The organism is Arenibacter sp. F20364 (genome assembly GCF_023015905.1).
Lineage (GTDB): Bacteria > Bacteroidota > Bacteroidia > Flavobacteriales > Flavobacteriaceae > Arenibacter.
In genome coordinates this window covers 73,546-95,819 of sequence record NZ_JALKBD010000016.1, presented here as the reverse complement: position 1 = coordinate 95,819, position 22,274 = coordinate 73,546, and the positions used below count along the sequence as shown (strand labels likewise).

Annotated in this window: 20 protein-coding genes; 8 read left to right on the top strand and 12 right to left on the bottom strand. The window is 39.4% G+C overall.

The features are described 5' to 3' along the window. Nucleotides 1-102: 102 nt before the first annotated feature. Entirely contained in the window at nucleotides 103-2,778 is a 2,676-nt protein-coding gene (locus MWU84_RS14355; RefSeq protein ID WP_246902550.1) for a TonB-dependent receptor, read from the bottom strand. A 167-nt stretch (nucleotides 2,779-2,945) separates the two neighbouring features. Between MWU84_RS14355 and ychF the strand changes: the two genes are divergently transcribed. From ychF to MWU84_RS14335, 4 genes are all read left to right on the top strand, one after another. Then, on the top strand, nucleotides 2,946-4,040 hold the full coding sequence (gene ychF / locus MWU84_RS14350) for a redox-regulated ATPase YchF (protein ID WP_246902548.1): 1,095 nt from the start codon (nucleotides 2,946-2,948) through the stop codon (nucleotides 4,038-4,040). A gap of 351 nt (nucleotides 4,041-4,391) precedes the next feature. Then, on the top strand, nucleotides 4,392-6,254 hold the full coding sequence (locus MWU84_RS14345) for a DNA topoisomerase IV subunit B (RefSeq protein ID WP_246902544.1): 1,863 nt from the start codon (nucleotides 4,392-4,394) through the stop codon (nucleotides 6,252-6,254). A 45-nt stretch (nucleotides 6,255-6,299) separates the two neighbouring features. Then, complete coding sequence (locus MWU84_RS14340; RefSeq protein ID WP_246902541.1) at nucleotides 6,300-8,981, top strand: DNA gyrase/topoisomerase IV subunit A; 2,682 nt, start codon at nucleotides 6,300-6,302, stop codon at nucleotides 8,979-8,981. 134 nt (nucleotides 8,982-9,115) lie between these two features. Beyond that, nucleotides 9,116-10,072 (top strand): sterol desaturase family protein, encoded by a 957-nt coding sequence (locus MWU84_RS14335; protein ID WP_246902539.1) that lies wholly within the window; start codon nucleotides 9,116-9,118, stop codon nucleotides 10,070-10,072. Nucleotides 10,073-10,440: 368 nt separating this feature from the next. On the opposite strand, the gene MWU84_RS14330 is transcribed toward MWU84_RS14335, so the two are convergent. Genes MWU84_RS14330 through MWU84_RS14320 form a run of 3 tightly spaced genes read right to left on the bottom strand, consistent with a single transcriptional unit; the run spans nucleotide 10,441 to nucleotide 12,062 of the window. Beyond that, complete coding sequence (locus MWU84_RS14330) at nucleotides 10,441-11,250, bottom strand: TerC family protein (RefSeq protein ID WP_246902537.1); 810 nt, start codon at nucleotides 11,248-11,250, stop codon at nucleotides 10,441-10,443. A 2-nt stretch (nucleotides 11,251-11,252) separates the two neighbouring features. Beyond that, nucleotides 11,253-11,633: a DNA topoisomerase IV gene (locus MWU84_RS14325; RefSeq protein ID WP_246902535.1), complete on the bottom strand. Its 381-nt coding sequence runs from the start codon at nucleotides 11,631-11,633 to the stop codon at nucleotides 11,253-11,255. 51 nt (nucleotides 11,634-11,684) lie between these two features. Then, the gene (locus MWU84_RS14320; RefSeq protein ID WP_246902533.1) at nucleotides 11,685-12,062 is read right to left on the bottom strand and encodes a helix-turn-helix transcriptional regulator; all 378 of its coding nucleotides are present in this window, start codon (nucleotides 12,060-12,062) and stop codon (nucleotides 11,685-11,687) included. A 303-nt stretch (nucleotides 12,063-12,365) separates the two neighbouring features. Here MWU84_RS14320 and MWU84_RS14315 point away from each other — a divergent pair, with 303 nt between their 5' ends. From MWU84_RS14315 to MWU84_RS14305, 3 genes are all read left to right on the top strand, one after another. Further along, a complete protein-coding gene (locus MWU84_RS14315) occupies nucleotides 12,366-13,484 on the top strand; it encodes a M14 metallopeptidase family protein (RefSeq protein ID WP_246902531.1) in 1,119 nt (372 codons plus the stop codon). A gap of 94 nt (nucleotides 13,485-13,578) precedes the next feature. Beyond that, on the top strand, nucleotides 13,579-14,058 hold the full coding sequence (locus MWU84_RS14310; protein ID WP_187583751.1) for a winged helix-turn-helix transcriptional regulator: 480 nt from the start codon (nucleotides 13,579-13,581) through the stop codon (nucleotides 14,056-14,058). A 127-nt stretch (nucleotides 14,059-14,185) separates the two neighbouring features. After that, nucleotides 14,186-14,716, top strand: a complete 531-nt coding sequence (locus MWU84_RS14305; RefSeq protein ID WP_246902529.1) for a DinB family protein — start codon at nucleotides 14,186-14,188, stop codon at nucleotides 14,714-14,716. Here the strand turns inward: MWU84_RS14305 and MWU84_RS14300 are convergent. Beyond that, nucleotides 14,703-15,029, bottom strand: a complete 327-nt coding sequence (locus MWU84_RS14300) for a hypothetical protein (RefSeq protein ID WP_246902527.1) — start codon at nucleotides 15,027-15,029, stop codon at nucleotides 14,703-14,705. The genes MWU84_RS14305 and MWU84_RS14300 overlap by 14 nt on opposite strands. Nucleotides 15,030-15,147: 118 nt before the next feature. Then, a complete protein-coding gene (gene aroB / locus MWU84_RS14295) occupies nucleotides 15,148-16,209 on the bottom strand; it encodes a 3-dehydroquinate synthase (RefSeq protein ID WP_246902525.1) in 1,062 nt (353 codons plus the stop codon). Nucleotides 16,210-16,301: 92 nt separating this feature from the next. Between aroB and MWU84_RS14290 the strand changes: the two genes are divergently transcribed. Then, a complete protein-coding gene (locus MWU84_RS14290) occupies nucleotides 16,302-17,468 on the top strand; it encodes a proline dehydrogenase family protein (protein ID WP_246902522.1) in 1,167 nt (388 codons plus the stop codon). Here MWU84_RS14290 and MWU84_RS14285 read toward each other — a convergent pair. The 6 genes from MWU84_RS14285 to MWU84_RS14260 all read right to left on the bottom strand — a co-directional run bounded on the left by MWU84_RS14285 (nucleotide 17,465) and on the right by MWU84_RS14260 (nucleotide 22,237). Further along, a complete protein-coding gene (locus tag MWU84_RS14285; protein WP_246902520.1) occupies nucleotides 17,465-17,845 on the bottom strand; it encodes a DUF4258 domain-containing protein in 381 nt (126 codons plus the stop codon). The genes MWU84_RS14290 and MWU84_RS14285 overlap by 4 nt on opposite strands. 3 nt (nucleotides 17,846-17,848) lie before the next feature. Further along, nucleotides 17,849-19,048: an alanine dehydrogenase gene (locus MWU84_RS14280; RefSeq protein ID WP_246902518.1), complete on the bottom strand. Its 1,200-nt coding sequence runs from the start codon at nucleotides 19,046-19,048 to the stop codon at nucleotides 17,849-17,851. Nucleotides 19,049-19,105: 57 nt separating this feature from the next. Continuing rightward, nucleotides 19,106-19,663: a hypothetical protein gene (locus MWU84_RS14275; RefSeq protein ID WP_246902516.1), complete on the bottom strand. Its 558-nt coding sequence runs from the start codon at nucleotides 19,661-19,663 to the stop codon at nucleotides 19,106-19,108. A gap of 94 nt (nucleotides 19,664-19,757) precedes the next feature. Next, a complete protein-coding gene (locus MWU84_RS14270; protein WP_246902514.1) occupies nucleotides 19,758-19,946 on the bottom strand; it encodes a peptidase m28 in 189 nt (62 codons plus the stop codon). A 180-nt stretch (nucleotides 19,947-20,126) separates the two neighbouring features. Beyond that, nucleotides 20,127-20,537, bottom strand: coding sequence for a tRNA (adenosine(37)-N6)-threonylcarbamoyltransferase complex ATPase subunit type 1 TsaE (gene tsaE / locus MWU84_RS14265; RefSeq protein WP_246902512.1), 411 nt, complete (start codon nucleotides 20,535-20,537; stop codon nucleotides 20,127-20,129). Between the two features lie 155 nt (nucleotides 20,538-20,692). After that, on the bottom strand, nucleotides 20,693-22,237 hold the full coding sequence (locus MWU84_RS14260; RefSeq protein WP_246902503.1) for a PglZ domain-containing protein: 1,545 nt from the start codon (nucleotides 22,235-22,237) through the stop codon (nucleotides 20,693-20,695). Nucleotides 22,238-22,274: the final 37 nt, after the last annotated feature.

Below are 22,274 nucleotides of genomic sequence, written 5' to 3'. Positions count from 1 at the left end.
GCCGTTCTTAAAATTCCAGTTCCGGACGAATGACTGATCCAATATGACTATATAAAAAAGGCTGCTCATGTGCAGCCTTTTCCTATTTGGGTTGGATAATCTTTAAAATGTAAATCCTATTTTGGCATAGTAATAAGCCCCGCCAAAGCCCATTTGTACGGAGTCCCAATAACCTCCTCCTTCAACCCAATCGTCCTGTTGGTCGGGATATACATTGAATAGGTTATTGGCGCCAACATTTAATTTAAGCCCATCGCACAATTGATAACCAAAAACCAGATCGGTTACCAGCCTGGGGTCATAGGTGTCCGTAGCCTGATTGATTTGGTCCTCAAAACTGGCATAATCGGAGGTAGGCTCATACATTTGGTAGTCCAATAGTTCCACCTTGCTGAAATGGGTAAAAGCCAAACCGGCATCAAATTTGTCCCTAGCGTAGTTCATATTCAGAGTAAATTTACTTTTCGGGGCCGAGGCCAACAGAAAGCCTTTATCCCTCTCCCCAAAAAAAGTTTCCGCATCCAGGTTTCCATTATTTACCTTATCGATTTTCATATCGTTAATATTGCCGGTAAATGTGGCCGATAGCCTATTGTCATCAAAACTTTTCTTCCAGGCCAAAACAATATCCAAACCAGTGGTTTTGGTGTCCACGCCATTTACAAAGAACTGCGCTGCCTCCACATTGGGAATTTGAGGAGCATCAAAATTACCCGTGAGCACTATCCTATCGTCTACCTTAATATAGTATCCATCAACAGTGGCCGTAAAATCACCAAAAGTTGCGGTAAAACCCAAGCCGGCATTTAGTGCCTTTTCCTCAGTTAACTGTTCAATTCCAAATGAGGCCGTTACAGGACTGTTATTGGGAGACAATAAAGACTCCAAGGCTGCCCCACCAACAAAATTCGTAAACTGAAGATTATAATATTTTTGGGCCAAAGAAGGGGCTCTAAAACCTGTACTTACAGAACCTCTTATATTTACGTTGTCCGACGCTTTTAGCCTAGCGGCCAGTTTACCGTTCAAGGTACTTCCAAAATCGCTAAAATTCTCAAACCTTGCCGCAGCGCTCAAAAGAAAGGTTTCGGCAAGATCAAACTCCCCATCGGCATAAAGGGAAAAATTACTTCTACTTCTGTCCACTTCGTTCGTGGGACTGTATCCAGGAAAACCTTGGGAACCACCGGGACGTGGATCGCCGGAATCCGGATCCGTGGGCTGGGTTTGGCTCGCCGGATCTGTAATTAACAGACCATTTACATCATAAGTCCCCCATGAACCCTCCTCACCAGCGAATATGACAAAGTTTTCCGTTCTATATTCGACACCAAAAGCCAAGTTCATCCCTTCCAAAACATCATCATAATATTTGGAAAAATCTAAATTAACCGTGTTTTGGGTAAGACTATGACCCCCAGCGTCAAAATCGGTGGGAGATACATCCTCCAAAGAGGCATTGAGCGTACCTTTTATGTAATAATGAAAATTGTTCTTGCCATAAGTATTACTGATATCAAGTTTCCAGCCACTTTCCAATTCAGTTCTAAATCCGGCTGAGAAGGAATTATCTATAATATTGGAAGTAATCCTAGGGGTAAAGCCATTCGGATATATAGATGGAATTACCCTATTTCCTCCGTTTCTTGTAAAGGCGTAGGCATCCGTATCCCTATAATTTCTACCTCCAAAAGCGTATAACTCTGAGTTGTCGGACAATGGAACGGAAGCATTCACCATTAGATTAAATCCGTCAATGGCCGCTTCCCCAAAACCTCTCCTGAAATCGAACCCAGGCCTTAACGTCTTGTTCTTGCTAATATATTCCGTGGTGACATTTACGAATCCACCATCTTTGCCAATAGCAGCGCCAAAATTCACTCCCGCTTTTAATGAACCTCCGTCAAAACTCTTATCGCTACCTATGGCATTGCCGTCTTTCTCGGTGTCCAATCGGTTACCATCGGTATTAGGTGTTCCTGCCGGAAAATCTCCTTGTGCATTGGTGTTGTAGGCTCCATAATTGACAAAACCTGATACTTTATTGGTTTGGTCTTTTAGGACAATGTTGATTACCCCCGCAATGGCATCCGAACCGTACTGTGCAGCAGCGCCATCACGCAATATCTCTATTCGTTTAATGGCCGAGGACGGAATGGCGTTCAGGTCGGTGCCGGTATTGCCACGGCCCCTGGTTCCGAAAATATTGATCAAAGAGGATTGATGCCTTCTTTTGCCATTGATGAGTACTAAGGTCTGATCAGGTCCAAGACCTCTCAGAGTAGCTGGATCTATATGATCCGCACCATCCGAGCCCGATTGTTTATTGGCATTAAAGGACGGGGCCGCATACTGCAGCAACTCGTTTACTTCAACACGGCCCGTTTGGGTAGAGACTTCTGCAATGTCAATAACATCCACTGGTACTGCGGTATCCGTAGAAGTACGTTTTGGACTTCTTGAACCCACCAGTTGCACCTCGTCCAACATCATTCCTCCAGACAGGGAAACATTGATAATAGATTTCCCTGCAACGATTTCCTCCTTGGAATCATATCCTATATAGCTGAAAACAAGTATTGCATTGTCCATTACCGATATTTGATAATTCCCATCAAAATCTGTCGTTGTACCGTTAGTGGTACCTTTTTCCACAATATTCACCCCAACTAGGGGCTCGCCACTATCATCCGTAACATTACCTGTTACAGAATTTTGGGCAACTACCAAAGCAAAGTTGCCCAACATAAAAACTGTCAATAAAAATATTTTTTTCATATTAATGGTTTTAAGTGTTTCTACTTCTAATTTAGGTATTTTATTTTTACGTAATTAAGATTGGCAATATATGTTCTTAAACGTACATAAATAGTATCTTTGCAGCTGTTTAAAAAAAGCTGGGAAATAGGATTGAGCTTGTTTCCGACTTAAAATAGATCTAGATCATGAAAGCAGGTATTGTAGGATTGCCCAACGTAGGAAAGTCCACCCTTTTTAATTGTTTGTCCAACGCTAAGGCCCAAAGCGCCAATTTTCCTTTTTGTACTATTGAACCCAATATTGGGGTAGTAAACGTACCGGATACTCGCTTGGAGAAATTGGAGGAATTGGTAAGCCCGGAAAGGGTATTGCCTGCAACCGTAGAGATTGTGGATATAGCGGGCTTGGTAAAGGGAGCCAGTAAAGGCGAAGGTCTTGGCAACCAGTTTTTAGGTAATATTCGGGAAACAGATGCAATTTTACACGTACTCCGCTGTTTCGACAACGAAAATATTGTTCACGTAGATGGCTCTGTCAACCCGGTAAGGGACAAAGAGACCATTGACATAGAACTTCAATTAAAGGATTTGGAGACCGTTGATAAAAAGCTTGAAAAAGTAAAGCGGGCCGCCAAGACAGGAAATAAGGAAGCGCAAAAAGAAGAAGCAGTCCTTCTAAAAATTAAACAAGGTCTTGAAACCGGAACCTCTGTACGCGCCCTGGACATCAACAAGGAAGATAGGGCCGAATTTGTAAAGCCTTTACAGTTAATTACGGACAAGCCGGTAATGTACGTATGTAACGTGGATGAGGATGCCGCTACCACTGGCAACGCCTATGTGGAGCAAGTTAAGGCAGCAGTTGCCAACGAAAATGCCGAGGTAATCTTTTTGGCCGTAGGCACCGAAGCCGATATTACGGAATTGGAAAGTTATGAGGAACGACAAATGTTCTTAGAAGATTTAGGATTGAGCGAACCAGGTTCTGCCAAATTGATCAGGGGAGCTTATAGGTTATTGGATTTGGAGACCTACTTTACAGCAGGAGTAAAGGAGGTTCGTGCATGGACTATTCCAGTGGGCGCTACGGCACCACAGGCCGCAGGGGTAATACATACCGATTTTGAAAAGGGTTTTATTCGTGCCGAAGTTATTGCCTACAACGATTTTGTTTCCTTTGGTAGCGAGGCCAAGGTTAAGGAAGCCGGAAAAATGCGCGTAGAAGGAAAAGAGTACATAGTTAAGGATGGTGATGTAATGCATTTTAGGTTTAACGTGTAATCCCTAACGTCATTTATCAGTTAAAACACCTGTCAATTTCAACTCCATTATCAAATCCCAAGAGATATTATTTCATAATTCTCTTGGGATTTGCTCATTTTAAATCGCTCTGCACCTTAGAATCCAAAAAGGGTACTGAAATTGAACTGGCTTTGGCGCCCCTTCAAAGAATCAATAATATTTTATATTTTTGTGATCGCTATTGTTCTCTTAATTAAGAAATTATTGCACTTAAAACCCCTTACTATCAACAAATCGTTGGTTTCCTTTGTTAATTACTTTAACGCCCAGGGGTTTCATCTTTTTATAACACTTGCTATATTAGCAACACTTTGGATAAAGCCCTAGACCATGTCAGATAACGCCCAATATACAGAAGACAACATTCGCTCATTAGACTGGAAAGAACATATCCGGATGCGTCCGGGGATGTACATTGGTAAATTGGGGGATGGTTCTTCCGCAGATGATGGTATCTATATCCTCCTAAAGGAGGTCATAGATAACTGTATAGATGAATTTGTTATGGGCGCCGGTAAGACCATCGAAATCGTTATCAAAGATAATGTGGTAAACGTGAGGGATTACGGTAGGGGAATACCATTGGGAAAGGTAGTGGACGTGGTTTCCAAAATGAATACCGGTGGTAAGTACGACTCAAGGGCCTTTAAGAAATCGGTTGGACTCAACGGGGTTGGTACAAAAGCAGTAAATGCCCTGTCAAGTTTTTTCAGAGTGCAGTCCTCAAGGGACAATATGCTTAAAACCGCAGAGTTTCAACAAGGAAACCTGGTAGCGGAAGTGGGCCCGGAAGACACTTCAAAACGAAAGGGAACAAAGGTTTCCTTTACCCCGGACGAAATTATTTTTAAGAAATACAAGTACAGGAACGAGTATGTGGAACGCATGCTCAAAAATTATGTATACCTCAATCCCGGTCTGACTATTATCTACAACGGTGAGAAATTCCACTCCGAGAACGGATTAAAGGACTTATTGGAAGACAATAACAACATTGAAGATATGACATACCCTATAATACACTTAAAGGGTACCGATATCGAAATTGCATTAACGCACAGTAAAACACAATACAGTGAAGAGTATCATTCGTTTGTTAATGGACAAAACACCACACAGGGCGGAACACACCAGACGGCATTTAGAGAGGCCATAGTAAAAACCATAAGGGAATTCTATGGTAAAAATTACGATCCATCCGATGTTAGGAAGTCTATCATTTCCGCTATAGCCATCAAGGTTATGGAGCCTGTTTTTGAAAGTCAGACAAAGACCAAATTGGGGTCTACGGATATGGGCGGCGATCTGCCAACGGTGCGAACCTATATTAACGATTTTGTTGGTACCCAGCTCAACAATTACCTTCATAAAAATCCCGATACCGCAGAAAAGCTGCAGCGTAAAATTATGCAGGCAGAGCGGGAGCGAAAGGAACTCTCCGGCATTAGAAAACTGGCCAAAGACAGGGCAAAAAAAGCCAACCTACACAATAAGAAATTAAGGGATTGCAGGGTTCATTTGGCAGATTCAAAGAACGATCGCTGCTTGGAAAGTACCCTGTTTATCACAGAGGGTGATTCAGCCTCAGGTTCCATAACAAAATCAAGGGACGTAAATACCCAAGCGGTATTTAGCCTAAGGGGAAAACCCTTGAACTCTTATGGCATGTCCAAAAAAATAGTATACGAAAATGAGGAGTTCAACCTGCTACAAGCTGCCTTGAACATTGAGGAATCCATGGAGGATCTAAGGTATAACAAAATAGTAATTGCTACGGATGCCGATGTTGACGGAATGCACATTCGACTTTTATTGATAACTTTTTTCCTACAATTTTTTCCTGAACTAATAAAAGAAAATCACCTGTACATCCTTCAAACACCGCTGTTCAGGGTCCGGAACAAAAAGGACACCTATTATTGCTACAGCCCTGAGGAAAAATTACAGGCCATTGAAAAGTTAACAGGGAAACCCGAAATAACCCGATTTAAGGGATTGGGCGAGATCTCCCCGGATGAGTTTCAACATTTTATTGGCGAAGATATTAGATTGGAACCGGTAATGTTGGACAAAGCCATGTCCATAGAAAACCTATTGGAATTTTATATGGGAAAAAACACCCCTGACCGTCAGGAATTCATAATAAACAACCTTAAAGTAGAGGTAGACCTAGTAGAGGAAAACCAATTATAAACCTGTCTGCCGATAGGCAGGCCAAACTAATACGAATCTTTCTTTATGGAAGAGAATGAAGAACTGAACGAAGTACCCAAAGAAAATCAAGAAGAAACCCATGACACCCTTACCAAGGTTACGGGGATGTATAAGGACTGGTTTTTAGATTACGCTTCCTATGTTATTTTGGAGCGTGCAGTACCCGCAATAGAGGACGGATTCAAGCCTGTTCAGCGAAGGATAATGCACGCATTAAAGGAATTGGACGACGGCCGATACAACAAAGTTGCCAATGTTGTGGGCCATACCATGCAATACCACCCCCATGGTGACGCAAGTATTGCGGACGCCATGGTACAAATTGGACAAAAAGACCTCTTGATCGACACTCAGGGTAACTGGGGAAACATCTTAACGGGCGATAGCGCTGCCGCATCCCGTTATATTGAGGCCAGGTTGACAAAATTTGCCCTTGAAGTGGTATTTAGCCCAAAGATTACGGAATGGCAACTTTCCTATGACGGAAGAAAAAAAGAACCCGTAAATCTACCGGTTAAATTTCCGCTTTTACTTGCGCAGGGAGCAGAAGGGATAGCCGTGGGACTCTCCACCAAGGTATTGCCCCATAATTTTGTTGAACTTATCGATGCCTCCATAAAACATCTTAAAGGACAAAAATTTACCATTTACCCAGACTTCCCAACCTCCGGCATCATAGATGTAAGCAATTACAACGACGGATTAAGAGGTGGCAAAATCAGGGTCAGAGCCAAGATACAGCAGCTAGACAAGAATACACTGGTAATCAGGGAAATACCATATGGCACTAACACCTCTTCTTTAATAGATTCTATCCTAAAAGCGAATGACAAGGGGAAGATAAAAATCAAAAAAATTGAGGACAATACCGCAGCGGAAGTAGAAATATTGGTCCACCTACCAACAGGTCTTTCACCGGACAAAACCATAGATGCCCTGTATGCCTTCACCTCCTGCGAATCATCCATATCCCCATTGGGTTGTATCATAGAGGACAACAAACCTCTTTTTATAGGCGTTACCGAAATGCTGCAACGATCCACCGATTACACCGTGGAACTACTAAAGGCCGAATTGGAAATACAACTGGGAGAACTGGAGGAACAATGGCATTTTGCCTCCCTTGAGCGCATCTTCATTGAAAATAGAATTTATAGGGACATTGAAGAGGAAGAAACCTGGGAGGGCGTTATTGCCGCCATAGACAAAGGTCTTGCGCCGCACACCAAACATCTAAAAAGAAAAGTCACCGAAGATGATATTGTTCGACTTACAGAAATAAGGATCAAAAGAATCTCTAAGTTCGATTTGGACAAGGCCCAACAATATTTAGATAGTCTCGAGGACAAAATTGCCGAGGTAAAACATCATTTGGCCAATTTGATAGAATTCGCCATTAACTATTTCAAGTCCTTAAAGGAAAAGTACGGAAAGGGACGGGAGCGAAAATCGGAAATCAGAATTTTTGACGATATAGAAGCCACCAAGGTGGTTATAAGAAACACAAAATTATACGTAAACAGAGAAGAAGGATTTGTTGGAACCTCCTTAAAACGAGACGAATACGTAACCGATTGTAGTGATATAGATGACATAATTGTATTTACCAATGATGGAAAAATGATGATTGCCAAGGTAGATTCAAAGATCTTTGTAGGCAAAAACATCATACATGTGGCCGTATTCAAGAAAAAAGACAAACGCACCATTTACAATATGATCTACAAGGACGGTAAGGGCGGGGCCAGCTATATTAAGCGCTTCAACGTAACCGGAGTTACCAGGGACAAACCTTATGACCTTACCACTGGCAAACCACAATCCGAGGTGCTGTATTTCTCTGCCAACCCCAATGGGGAAGCCGAAGTGATAACCGTCCTTTTAAGACAGGTGGGCAGCATCAAGAAACTTAAATGGGATATCGACTTCGCCGATGTATTGATAAAAGGTAGGGCCTCAAAAGGGAATATTGTCACCAAATACACCGTAAAGCGCATCGAACTTAAAGAAAAAGGGGTTTCTACCTTAAAGCCCAGAAAAATATGGTTCGATGAAATAGTCCGTAGATTGAACGTAGATGGTCGCGGGGAACTCCTTGGCGAATTCAAGGGAGATGATATGCTTTTGGTCGTCACCCAAAAAGGCGTAGCCAAAACCTTTATCCCCAACCTCTCCACCCACTTCGATGAGGATATGGTCATTTTGGAAAAATGGCACCCCAACAAGCCATTATCTGCCATATACTATGAAGGGGAAAAAGACCGCTACTACGTTAAGCGATTTATGATCGAGAATGAAAACAAGGAAGAATTGTTCATTTCGGAACACCCTAAATCCTTCCTAGAACTGGTTTCTACAGATTGGCGCCCCGTAGTAGAGATTGAATTTACAAAACCAAGAGGCAAAGATTCTAAACCTAATCAAGTAGTTGATTTAGAAGCTTTTATATCAATTAAAGGAATAAAAGCTTTAGGTAATCAATTGACTTCCGATAAAGTAAAAAATATTAATGCCCTAGAACCGCTCCCTTTCGAGGAACCCAAAGAAAACACAGCTAACGACATAGAAGTGGTTGATGAAGAAAATGTAGCCTCCAAGGAGGGTCAAAAATCAGACCCCCAAAAAACCGGAACAACTAAAGAAGAACCCAATAAGACCAAGAAATCAAACAAAGACGATGACGAAGGACAGACAGCGCTTTTTTAGAACTTAATGAGGACAAATGCAATTTAACAAAAAAGGGGAGACCTCTTATAATTAACATAAATTAAAGGTTAATTGGAATAATTCCTTCAGAATTCCTCCAATAATAGCCTATATTTGCACAAATTGATTTTTTTATGGATTTTACCAACCCCCTGGTATATGGAGTTCCTTGTTTTATAGCCTTTATTTTATTAGAACTCACTTATAGCAAGACACATGGCGACGACCATCTATATGATTGGAAGGATTTGGCCGCAAGCGGATTTATGGGTGTTGGATCGGCCATTATTGCACCATTGATCAAGGTTATTTCCGCAATTGTCATCTTTGAATTTACTTACGAATTATTCAACCCTATTTCCAATGGAGTCAGAACCAATATTCTTGGATATGAATCCTTTGGATATGCCTGGTATGTTTGGCTGCTTTGCCAACTGGCAGACGATTTTACATATTATTGGTTTCACAGGGCAAACCACGAGGTCCGCATTCTTTGGGCCGCCCACATTGTACACCATTCCTCCGACAACTTTAATTTAGGTACTGCGGTTCGTAACGGTTGGTTTACCATCCTTTACAAGCCCCTCTTTTACATGTGGCTTCCCGCCATAGGCTTTCCTCCAGAAATGGTGGTTGTTTGCTTGGGAATCGAGGCTCTGTGGCAATTTCAATTACATTCTGTCTATATTCCAAAAATGGGATTCATTGAAAAGATATTCAATACCCATACCATGCACCAGGTCCACCACGCCCAAAATGTAGAATACTTGGACAAGAATCACGGCGGGTTCTTAAATATTTTCGATAAAATGTTCGGAACATGGAAAGAGCTGGATGACGACATCGACGTTAAATACGGAGTAATTCACGCACCTAACTCACACAACCCCGTAGTTATCCTAACCCATGAGTTCAAGGATATCTATAATGATGTTAAGAAATCGAAAAAACTTTCTCACGCCCTTATGTATATTTTCGGACCTCCAGGATGGAGTCCGGACGGAAGCACATTGACGGTGAAGCAACAACAGCGACTGTTTAAGCAACAAAAGACCACAGATCCCAAGGTAGCCTTTAGTCGACCTAATTAGCCCCGTATAGCGCTTTTAAACCCTTATAGCAAACACTGTTTGCCCGCAATCAGCAGCAGCCACAGAAGCTGTTAACCGATTTCAAGAGCAAACGGTCCGAAATTCCTCCCCAGCACCCGGTAATACACTAAATTAGCATTGGTCAATTTCGGCATTCACCTATTTCAATAGAGCGTAAGTTTGACCGCAGAATAATTTGCAAAAATCACCGATCCCGTCCAAAAGTTTTGTTTCAACAATATTCCCTTACCCGAAGCTATTCGTTTTAAACCAAAAAGAATACCTAACCAAGCATTTTGTTTTCAGAGCGATCGATAAATGAAACATACCATACAAAACAGCAACAAACCCCTTGCAATCAACACAGTCTATTCCTTTACTTCCACAGATTTTTCCTTGTTCTTTTGCATTCTAATATTAAGGAATTCCACGAATAAGGAGAACGCTATAGCAAAATAAAGATAGCCCTTAGGAATAGCACCTACTTCATTTCCAAAGAATTTAGCGTGACTTAGATGCGCAGCCTCCATAATCAACATAAACCCTATAAGTATCAAGAAAGAAAGTGCCAGAATCTGCATAGATGGATGGGCACTTATAAATTGACGTATGGGATTGGCAAAGACCATCATGATAATAATGGAAATAACAACAGCGATAATCATGAGCAACAGTGCATCACCGGGCTTATCACCGATACCATTGGTCATACCAACAGCAGTAAGAATAGAATCTATAGAGAAAATAAAGTCGATCAGAATAATCTGAACAATGGCACTGGACAGGCTGGAAATTCCCTTAGCGCTCACTAGGTTCTCATCATGCGCAGGCATTTCAATTTTTTCATGAATTTCGGAGGTACTCTTATACAACAAGAAAAGCCCTCCCGCGAACAAAATCAGAGCCTGTCCACTAATGCCCATATAAACCCAAGAGCTCTCAAAATAGAAAAACGGAGTTTTAAGACCTATCAGGAAGGAAACGGCAAAAAGCAATACAATCCTTTGAACCATTGCCAATAGCAACCCTACATTAGTTGCTTTTGCCTGCAATTTTCGCGGCAGTTTGTTAGCAATTATGGAGATAAAAATAATATTGTCTATTCCCAGGACAATCTCCAAAAAGGTTAGGGTAAGCAAAGCCACCCATGCATCCGGACTCGATAAAATTTCAAACATAATTACTCTATTTTAATTGCGGTTCCCTTGGATTTTTTGGTACCGCCAACAACGTTATATTCAAATGTATAAGAATTATAGGTTGTGGACAATATCTTCATATGAATAGATTTCTCTTCCGCCATATTCTTGGGATTCAGCTTTTTAACAATATACTCACAATCATTTATCCATCTAATCGATGAGGTATCCACTTTTCCTTGAAAATAATCCAATTCAATACTGTCCGTCCTTACAAAAGTAGTAGTGAGATTTTCACCATTAACCTCTGCCGTAAAAGAAAATTTTCCGTTTTTAAAATTGGCGCAATTACGCTCAGGCTGATAACAGGAGGACACTCCCAACAACAGGAGCACCACCCCAAAGATCTTGTTTTTAATCATGTCACAAAAATATAGAAATTTGATGCTGATACCACTTAAAAAAGGAATAATTCAACTTCCTTTTTCCGAATAGGATTTAAAACTTCCATCAGAATAGAATATTACAATTTTATCTATAGCCTGGGCAGAAGACAAAGAAGCTAGTGGCGCATCACCCTTTACAGCCACTTCCGATTCAATGCCTACGGAAGGCGAGGCTTTCTCCTTTTTGGGAAAAGAACCCTTGCCATACAACAACCAATATAGATCAACATCCGAAAAAGAGGAAACAACCTTAAGCACAAATTCCAGACTAGGCTTGTTTCTACCAGCTAAAAGATGGGAGATACTAGATCTTTGAACTCCTATGGTATCTGCAAAAGCCGATGCCGACAAATCATGGAATTTTATAATTTGATCTATCCTTTCTATAAAATCAGAAGTATTCACATTTGTAAAATTATAATTACAAAAGTAATCATTTTACACCATAACCCTAAGACAAAAAACACCAATTACAGTCACTAACCTTTAATTAGTACTTTAAGTTACATTATATATAATCTTGATTAATAGTAGACTATTATTTAATCATAATTAAACTATATTTTCCGCCGATTATAAAAAATAAACCTCTGTAAATCCTTGAAATCAACATTATTAATTGTTTACATTTGTAAATAATGTAGTTTACAAATGTAATTTATTTTGAAACTACCTTTGCATGCTACAAACAAAACCAGAGTATTGCGCATGTCGTTAAATTATAAGGATATACAGGAAGGAACGATAACAGGAAGATACGTTACACATAAGGACATTGACCTATTTTTAAGTTCCGTCCCTAATGATTATAAAATACGAACCGAGGGAGCATCGGTAGAAGAAAGACCTATAAAAAGTATTACAATAGGTAAGGGGGAACTGAAAATTATGATGTGGTCCCAAATGCACGGGAACGAATCCACAACTACAAAAGCAGTCCTGGATTTGATGAATTTTTTAAAATCGGATTCCGATCTGGCCAGATCCATTTTAACGAACTGTACCCTTAAAATTATTCCAATATTAAACCCGGATGGAGCCATGGCCTATACCAGGGTCAATGCCAATAAAGTGGATTTAAATCGGGATGCCCAGGAACGAACCCAACCAGAGAGTGTTGTGTTAAGAGAAATATACGGGGATTTTAGGCCGGACTATTGTTTCAACCTGCATGACCAACGCACTATCTTTAATGTGGGAAATACCCCTAGACCCGCTACGGTCTCTTTTTTGGCACCAGCACATGACCCCGAAAGAAGCATATCCAAAACCAGGGGAATTAGCATGCAGTTAATAGTAGCCATGAACGAAGAATTGCAAAAACACATTCCAGGGCAGGTGGGGAGATATGATGATGGTTTTAACAGCAACTGTGTAGGGGATACATTTCAGATGTTGAATATCCCCACCATCCTATTTGAGTCGGGTCATTTTCCAAAAGACTATGATAGGGAGGAAACTAGAAAGTATATTTTTACCGCCTTGCTCAAGGCTATAGAGGTAATTTCAAAAAGTACTATTGGCCAATATAATTTGGATTCCTATTTCGATATTCCGGACAACAACAAATTGTTTTTTGATATTATCATAAGGAATATCCATATTCTTGATTCCAATTCTGAATTGGGTACTAGTGCCGCTATTCTCTTTGTAGAAACTTTGGTAGATGGGAAGATTGAATTCAAAGGGAAATTGGAAGAAATTGGGGATTTGCGAGGTAAATTTGGCCACAAAACCTATAATTGCCTATTTTCTAAGGATTTAAAAGAGCTAAAAAATAAAACCGACATAGTGGAGTTACTCGGATCAAATGGAATATTTTTTTAAAAATTGTAAAAAAGTTACGGTTTTCATAAAAAAGTAATAGATTCATTACATTTAATTCGATATTTTTTTATTTTTGCATTTAAATTAAACACTAATGGGTAAAGTAAAATTAGACGAAATAGACCACCAAATTCTGGACATGTTAATTGACAATACCAGAACACCGTTTACCGATATAGCAAAAAAGCTTCTGATTTCCGCAGGAACTGTTCATGTTCGTGTAAAGAAAATGGAAGAAGCAGGCATTATCAAGGGTTCATCTCTAACTTTGGACTATGTTAAATTAGGGTATGCCTTTATTGCTTATGTAGGTATATTTTTGGAAAAGACACATCAGACCAAGTTTGTATTGGAAAGATTAAATCAAATTCCAAACGTTACTGTAGCCCATATTACGACAGGGAAATTTAATATCTTCTGTAAAATACGTGCAAGGGATACCAATCATGCGAAAAATATTATCTTTAAAATAGATGATATTGATGGCATAGACAGGACAGAGACTATGATATCATTGGAAGAAAGCATTAATGACAAAAAACGTCTTATGCACACTATCTTCAATGAAATGTAATTGATCTTTAAGAATAAGAACTGTTTAAGATCCCAAGCAATTTTTGTTTGGGATTTTTTTTGTATTTATTCAAGGAATTAATGGCGTTGGCAAAGCGTGACCGCTAAGAAACTATAAATTTGAAGAGATGACTAAATCAAGTTTGCCCCAGGAAGTTTACAATCAGTTCTACGGAACCTATCTTTCTGTTTTGGACGACAGAGAATTAATGGACTTATTGACAGCTGGAAAAACCGAGTTCGTAAAGTTTATCGAGAATATTTCCGAATCACAATGGCATAGTTCGTATTCTCTGGGCAAATGGACTATAGCGGAAGTAATTTTACATATTATTGATGCTGAGCGTGTTTTTCAATATCGGGCTCTCCGCTTTTTACGAAATGACAAAACACCTTTGCCCGGTTTTGACCAAGATCATTATGTTCTAAACTCCTATGCAAATACCAGAAGTAAGGAAAGTTTAATTAACGAATTTTCCACAGTGAGGGAAGCATCTATTTCACTATTTCTTAATTTGGACAATGAAGGGTTGACACGTAGAGGGGTGGCCAGTAATATTGAGTGGACCGTTGCTACATTGGGATTTGTTATTTGCGGACACCAAAAACACCACCAACAAATTATTGCACAGAGGTACCTAAACACTAATCCAATTTAGATTCCTCTTCTTCGTGGTTTAATTCCAGCTCCATTTCACCCGAAGGAGTTTCATATGTTTCGGATTCGGATTGATCTTCCAACTCCTTTTCCATATTATCCTCAAAATTTGAAATAAAATTGGCAAGACTTTTACTGATCTTTACAAGATAAATAGTATCCTCTGTTTTTATCTCCACGGCTTCAATAATCTCCCCATGGATATTTTTAAACATAATAATATCTTCATCTCCGTAGCCATAGGGATACATTTCTATTAGGCGGGCAGCTACTTCGTGACTCAGTTTTTTGTAATCTACAAGTTTACGTAACATAACAAGTGGTTTAATCCCCAAAAAATAAGGGTGGTTATTTACTCTACCTAAACTATATAAATTTCTCTATCAACCCTATAAAGAGTTGTAAAAGCCCCAATATTAGTATATGTATCGCTTATTCTGCGTAGTATGCAAAGGCTTGCTCCAGTAAATCAGGCGTTACTTTTATGTCTATCGCCGGCTCCCCAATACTTTTCAACAAAACAAAATTAATATTACCATGCGAATTTTTCTTGTCAAATTTCAATAAGGTCAGAATGGTATCGATATCCTTTTTTACAAAATGTATTTTTTCGTACCTCGCCAAAAAGGTAGCCTTAATATCTTCCAAGGCACTCTTGCTCAGTCCTGTCAACTTATAGGAAAGATAACCTTCCAGTATCATTCCGATGGCAATGGCCTCTCCATGCAAGAGTAGCTCATGTTCCTCACTATCCAAAAAATAAGATTCTACGGCATGCCCAAGTGTATGTCCGTAATTTAGTATTTTTCTTAGATGCTGCTCTGTGGGATCCTGTTGTACCACTTCATTTTTTATAGCCACCGATCTAAGTATATATTCATCCAAATTGTCAAAACCTGCAATTGCCTTTAATGTTTCCCAATAGGCCGCATCGGTAATGAGGCCGTGTTTAAGCATTTCTGCGTAACCACTGTTCAATTGGCGTTGATCCAAGGTATTCAGAAAATCGGTATCCACCACCACTATTTGGGGCTGGTTAATAACCCCCACCTGATTCTTTAAGGAGCCAAGATCAACACCGGTTTTCCCTCCAACGGAAGCGTCTACCATAGACAAGAGGGTAGTGGGTACATTGATAAAATCTATACCCCTTTTAAAACAGGAAGCTACAAAGCCTCCAAGATCCGTAACCACACCACCTCCAAGGTTGATCATTGCACTTTTTCGGTCCGCATCCAATTCGGACAAAACTTCCCAAACCTGTGTACAGGTAGCTATGTTTTTATTGACTTCACCCTCTTCAATTTCAATAATCTCAAAATCGTAATCCCCTTCAATTTTCGACATAAAAATAGACAGGCAGCAATCATGGGTGTTTTCATCTACCAAAACAAATATTTTGGAATAATTGGAGTTTGCCAAATGCTTGTTCAGGGCAACATAGGCCTTTTCATTAAAATAAACAGAGTAAGAGGGAGTCGTAATAGAATTCATTGTTGATTTATTTACGGCAAAATAAACACTATTTTAAATGATAAGAATATAAAATCTGTACTTATATTTGAATCCTTAATAAATTCATATAAATGAAGGAAATTTTTGAGGATACTGCAACAGCATTTGTACTTAAAAGCGACTCAGAATTAGAAAGGGCATATTTTTTATTCAAACTTATCGCAAACGAACCTCTGGTTAAAATAGGCACTGCCGTAACCAATTTTGCTATTAAGGCCCATTTACCTGTTGAAAAACTTATTAGGGCCAGTGTTTTTGACCATTTCTGTGGCGGTGTAAACGAGGAAGAGTGTTTAGTGGTTGCCGACAAAATGTTCGAAAAGGGGGTAAGCACTATTCTGGACTATTCCGTGGAAGGGCAAGAAGTAGAGAACCAGTTGGACTCCTGTTATGAAAAAGCCTTGAAAACCTTGGATTTTGTCAAAGAAAATGCCGCTATACCTTTCATTGTATTTAAACCCACCGGATTTGGACGATTTAAACTCTATCAAAAGATTACAGAAGGCAAAAGTTTGACCCATGATGAAAAGGCGGAATGGCAGCGAGTAGTGAACAGGTACGACAAGGTCTGTAAAAAAGCGCATGACCTGGAAGTTTCTATTTTAATAGATGGTGAGGAAAGCTGGATGCAGGGGGCAGCGGATGAATTGGTCGAATCAATGATGCGGAAATACAACCAAAAGAAGGCCATAGTCTTCAACACACTACAAACTTACAGATGGGACCGACTTGATTATTTAAAAAGACTGCATAAGGATGCCATAGAAAACAACTATTTTATTGGAATGAAAGTGGTCCGAGGCGCTTATATGGAAAAGGAAAATGACAGGGCCGAGGAATTAGGCTATCCATCCCCGATCTGTGCATCCAAAAAAGCCACTGACGATAATTTTGATAGTGTAGTGACCTATATGGTGAATAATTTGGACACCATTTCCCTTTTCGCGGGAACACATAATGAAATAAGCAGCTACCGTTTAATGGAACAAATGGAGGCCAAAAATATTGAGAACAACGACCCTAGAATTTGGTTTGGACAACTTTACGGGATGAGTGACCATATTTCGTTTAACTTGGCTAAAGAAGGTTATAACGTAGCCAAATACCTGCCTTTCGGACCTGTAAGGGATGTAATGCCCTACTTAATAAGACGGGCAGAGGAGAACACTTCGGTAGCGGGCCAGACCAGCAGGGAACTTACCTTATTGAAAAAAGAACGGAAGCGGAGAAAAATTTAGAAAGAGATACTCTCTATAACAGCCTTTTCTGAACAATTTTTCACTTTCAGGATTGCCGCTTTATCCTTTACCACACCTTCAATATAATAGGTTTTACAGGGCTTGGTCTTGGTTTCGCTCTTTCCAAAGTCCACCTCCCCATTATATAGAAAACCGTTTATATCGGTACTGTCCAATTCCTTTCTACCGATTAGCTGGACAATACCTTCAGAATAGGATATTTGCTTGGCCCTAATGTCCTTTAGTGTCCTACAGTTAGGGAAATAGCAAAATTCGGTACCCGTTTCCTCGGATTTTTTCTTTAAAAAAATCGTCAAAAAAACCAAACCAATAGATAATCCAAAAAGAAAGAAGCCCAAACGCTTTAAAAATGCCATAAATTAAAAAATAAGAAAATTAATATCGCTGTACGAGAGGTCGAACCACTCTCCAACAGATTTATTGGTCAAAATACCGTGGTAAAGGTATAGACCGCTGCGCAGACCCTTATCAAATCGCAATGCATTTTCAAAACCGCCATCTTCCCCAATTTTCAATAAATAAGGGGTAAAAATATTACTTATGGAAATGGAGGCCGTTTTAGGATATCTAGACGGAATATTGGGCACCCCATAATGCAGTACGCCATTTTTGACTTTTATCGGTTTGTCGTGGGTAGTAATTTCACTAGATTCAAAACAGCCGCCCATATCAATACTAACGTCGATAATTACTGCCCCTTTCTTCATTTGCTCCATCATGGTAGTGGTAACCACAACAGGGGAACGGTCCTTGCCACGGGTAGCACCAATGGCCACATCGCAACGTTTTAACGCCTTCAATAAATTTTTGGGCTGAATGGTAGAGGTGTAAACGGTCTGTCTTAAATTGGTCTGTATACTCCGTAATTTAGTAATGGAATTATCAAAGACCTTTACATTGGCTCCCAATCCTATAGCAGATCTTGCCGCAAATTCCCCAACGGTGCCTGCGCCGATAATAACAACCTCAACGGGGGGAACACCGCTAATATTTCCGAACATAAGGCCATTGCCTTTATTGGTGGCTGCCATTATTTCAGAGGCGATCAATACAGAAGATATACCTGCAATTTCACTTAAGGAGCGCACTGCCGGATATTTACCATCGTCGTCCCTGATATATTCGAACGCTATAGCAGTAATCCTCTTTTTGGCCAATTCCTCAAAATACTTCTTAGTTTGGGTCTTGATCTGAAGGGCAGAAATAATGGTAGATTGTGGATTAATAAACTGTATCTCCTGTAAGGTTGCCGGCTCTACCTTTAGAATTATGGGACAGGCAAAAACTTTTTTGGTATCCCGTGTTATTTCGGCCCCGGCATTGGTGTAATCCACATCGGAATAATTGGCACCATCGCCAGCACCCGATTCAATTAGAATCCTATGTCCATTGGCCGTAATTGCATTTACGGCATCCGGGGTAAGACAAATTCGCTTTTCTTGATATTGGTTTTCCTTTGGAATACCTATAAAAAGCTCTCCTTTTTGTCTCAGGATTTCCAAAGTTTCTTCTTGGGGCAACAATTGCTGCTTGCTAAACGGTGAGGAATGTTGGCTCATATGGTGTAAATCTGACAGATATAATCCGATATATATCGAAACTACCTAAAGTCAAAATTACAATAATTTTTCTTTTGCCATTTCTTCTTTTTGAAGTCGGTCCTTTTCGTTAAATTCTTTTTCTTTATAGGCCTTCAATTCCCGGTCCATTGCCTCCAGATCAATGCCAAGAACATGCTTGTCAAACAACTTTAAACGAATAAAATAAACAAAGGGTATTACTACAGTCATTATAGGTAACAACCAAAATATTTCAACTTCATCGATAAATCGATCTTCATAAATTAAGGAAACAACCTGAAATACGTACATGGCTATAGGAATCAACAACACGTGGTACCACCAATGTTTACAGGTAAAAAACCATAGGACCAAGAGCATTAAAGGCACAAATTTGGCCATAAACAGCCACATTACGGTAACAATACTTAACTGATATTTGCTTTCATAGGTAAAGAAATACAGATTCAATGTACTACCGGAAGGGAAAAACTTATATGAATAAAATATTAAGGGCGTTAGGGCTATAATAACTGCTACAATACTTCCAATCAGAATACTTCTCGACTTCTTTTTCTTATTGCTTTGGTCGGGGTTACGAAACAGTTTAAACATGTTTTAATTTAGACGGTAATTGTTTTACTCCTATAATAACAAAAAAAATGGGTTTCTAGTATATAGAAACCCATCTAAAAATGTAAAATATGTCCTAACCGTTCTTTGGTACTTTTATCTTTAATATATCTATTCCATTAGCCGGAACCTTAATTTTTAATATATCAATATTCTGTTCGTACAATGAATCGTCTTCAGCTGTGCTAGTTGAGGTACAGGAAAAACTCATTAATGCAATACATGCCGCAAAAGCAAAGCTTAGGGAAGTTTTTTTGATCTTCATGGTTTTTAAATTTTAGGTTCGATAAAGGGTTTAATTTAAAAACAAAAATAGAAAAAAAATTTACATAGCCTGTCGAACATCGATTAAATCATGTATTTTATCTAAAAAAATTGTCAGATGCAAAAATTTCATTTTAAAAAATTCCGTATTCCTATAATCGAAATTATGAATCAATTAAAGTCATAAAATAGATAGCTGCCTGGTTTTTTCATCCAGAATTTCAATCTTAATCTTAGTTGTTGTCTGCGGAAGCAAACCTTCAATTTTTTCCGGCCATTCCATAAATATCCATGCATCGGTATTCAAATACTCTTCCAATCCCAGATCCCAAGCCTCCGATTCATCGTTCAAACGGTAGAAATCAAAATGATACCCCAACAGCTCCCCATTTTTTCTATGATACTCGTTAACAATGCCAAAAGTTGGACTGCTCGTAGAACCGCCACCTTCCAATTCTTTTACCAAGGCTTTTATTAGCGTAGTTTTACCGGCCCCCATCTCTCCATAAAAGCACAGCGTTTTTGAAGAAATATTGGCAATCAACTGTTTGGCCACATCTGATATCTGGGCAATAGTGTAGGTAATGATCATTTTAAAATTTTAAAAATAATCGCAATTTAAAACCTATTGCCCACTAAATAAAAAAAATCTTGAAACGGACTATCCCCGAGAGCGGAAGGTACCCAGTAAATATTTTAAGCCCTCTAGATTCCCATAAGTATTATGTTTCCTCCCTATAAATCCAATCACCTTGGTTCCAAAACCACAAAAGGAATTATCATTTCCTCCATAGAAACCCCTCCATGTTGATACGTATTCCTATAATAACTAACATAGTGGTTGTAATTGTTGGGATAAGCAAAAAACAGATCGTTTTTGGCAAATATATAGACACTGCTCACATTTATATTGGGCAAGAATATTTTCTTTGGATCTTTGGCTTCCAATACATCCTTTTCCTCATAAGTTAGGCTTCTTCCCGTTTTGTAGCGTAAATTAAGACTCGTTTCCTTGTCACCTATTACCTTCGAGGGTTGTTTAACATTAATAGTGCCGTGGTCGGTAGTAATGATCAATTTTAATCCCAGTCCCTGTGCCTGCTGGATTATTTCCAGCAACGGCGAGTTCTTGAACCAACTCTGTGTCAGGGAACGATAAGCTTTATCATTGGCGGCCAATTCCTTAACTACATCCATTTCCGTTTTGGAATGGGAGAGCATATCCACAAAGTTGTATACTATGACCGTAAGATCATTGTCTTTTTGTGATCTAAAATTTTGGGAAAGGTGCTTACCCTGTTTTAGGCTACTTATTTTATGGTATTCCCACTTCAAATCCAGTCCCAATCGCTTTAATTGTGCCTCTAAAAATTCTGCCTCGAATAGATTTTTGCCTCCTTCCTCCGTATCGTTTTTCCACCATTGTGGATATTTCTTCTCCATATCCAAAGGGGTAAGCCCAGAGAATATTGCATTCCTTGCATATTGGGTAGCCGTTGGCAGAATACTAAAGTACGGCACCTCTTTTCTCTTCCTGTAGAAAGTGTTCAAGGTCTCTTCAAAAGCCAACCACTGATCATATCGCAAATTATCTATGACCACCAGTAATGTTTTATTGTCCTTCAATTCCGGTTTAATCAATTGCCCAAACAGGGTATGGGACATAATGGGACCGTCTTTGTCACTAAACCAACTGGGATAATTCTTTTCTACAAATTTTCCGAATTGCTGGTTAGCCTCTGTTTTTTGGGACTCCAAAATTTCAAACATTCCAGAATCCTCTATTTCCTCCAATCTCAATTCCCAGCTAATCAGTTTTTTGTAGAGCTCCGCCCATTCCTCATAGCAGTTTACCATAGCCAGTTCCATGGCAATTTTCCGAAATTCCTGCTGATAGTTTGCGGTTGTTTTTTCAGAGACCAGACGTGAATGGTCCAGATTCTTTTTTAGTGATAATAGAATTTGATTGGGGTTAACCGGCTTTATTAAATAATCCGCTATTTTGGAACCAATTGCCTCCTCCATAATCAATTCCTCCTCACTCTTGGTAATCATAACCACTGGCAGCGAATTATTGATCACCTTTATCTCGTTCAACGTTTCCAAGCCGGAAATTCCGGGCATGTTTTCATCCAAGAAAACAATATCTACATGTGTTTCCTTTAACTCATCCAATGCCTCCCGACCACTTAGACATGTAATAACTTTATAATTTTTGCCCTCTAAAAATAAGATGTGCGGTTTTAATAAATCTATTTCATCATCTACCCAAAGTATTGTTATCTTGTTCATTTAGTCCTTATATTTGCCTGCGTAAAGAATTCTGGTT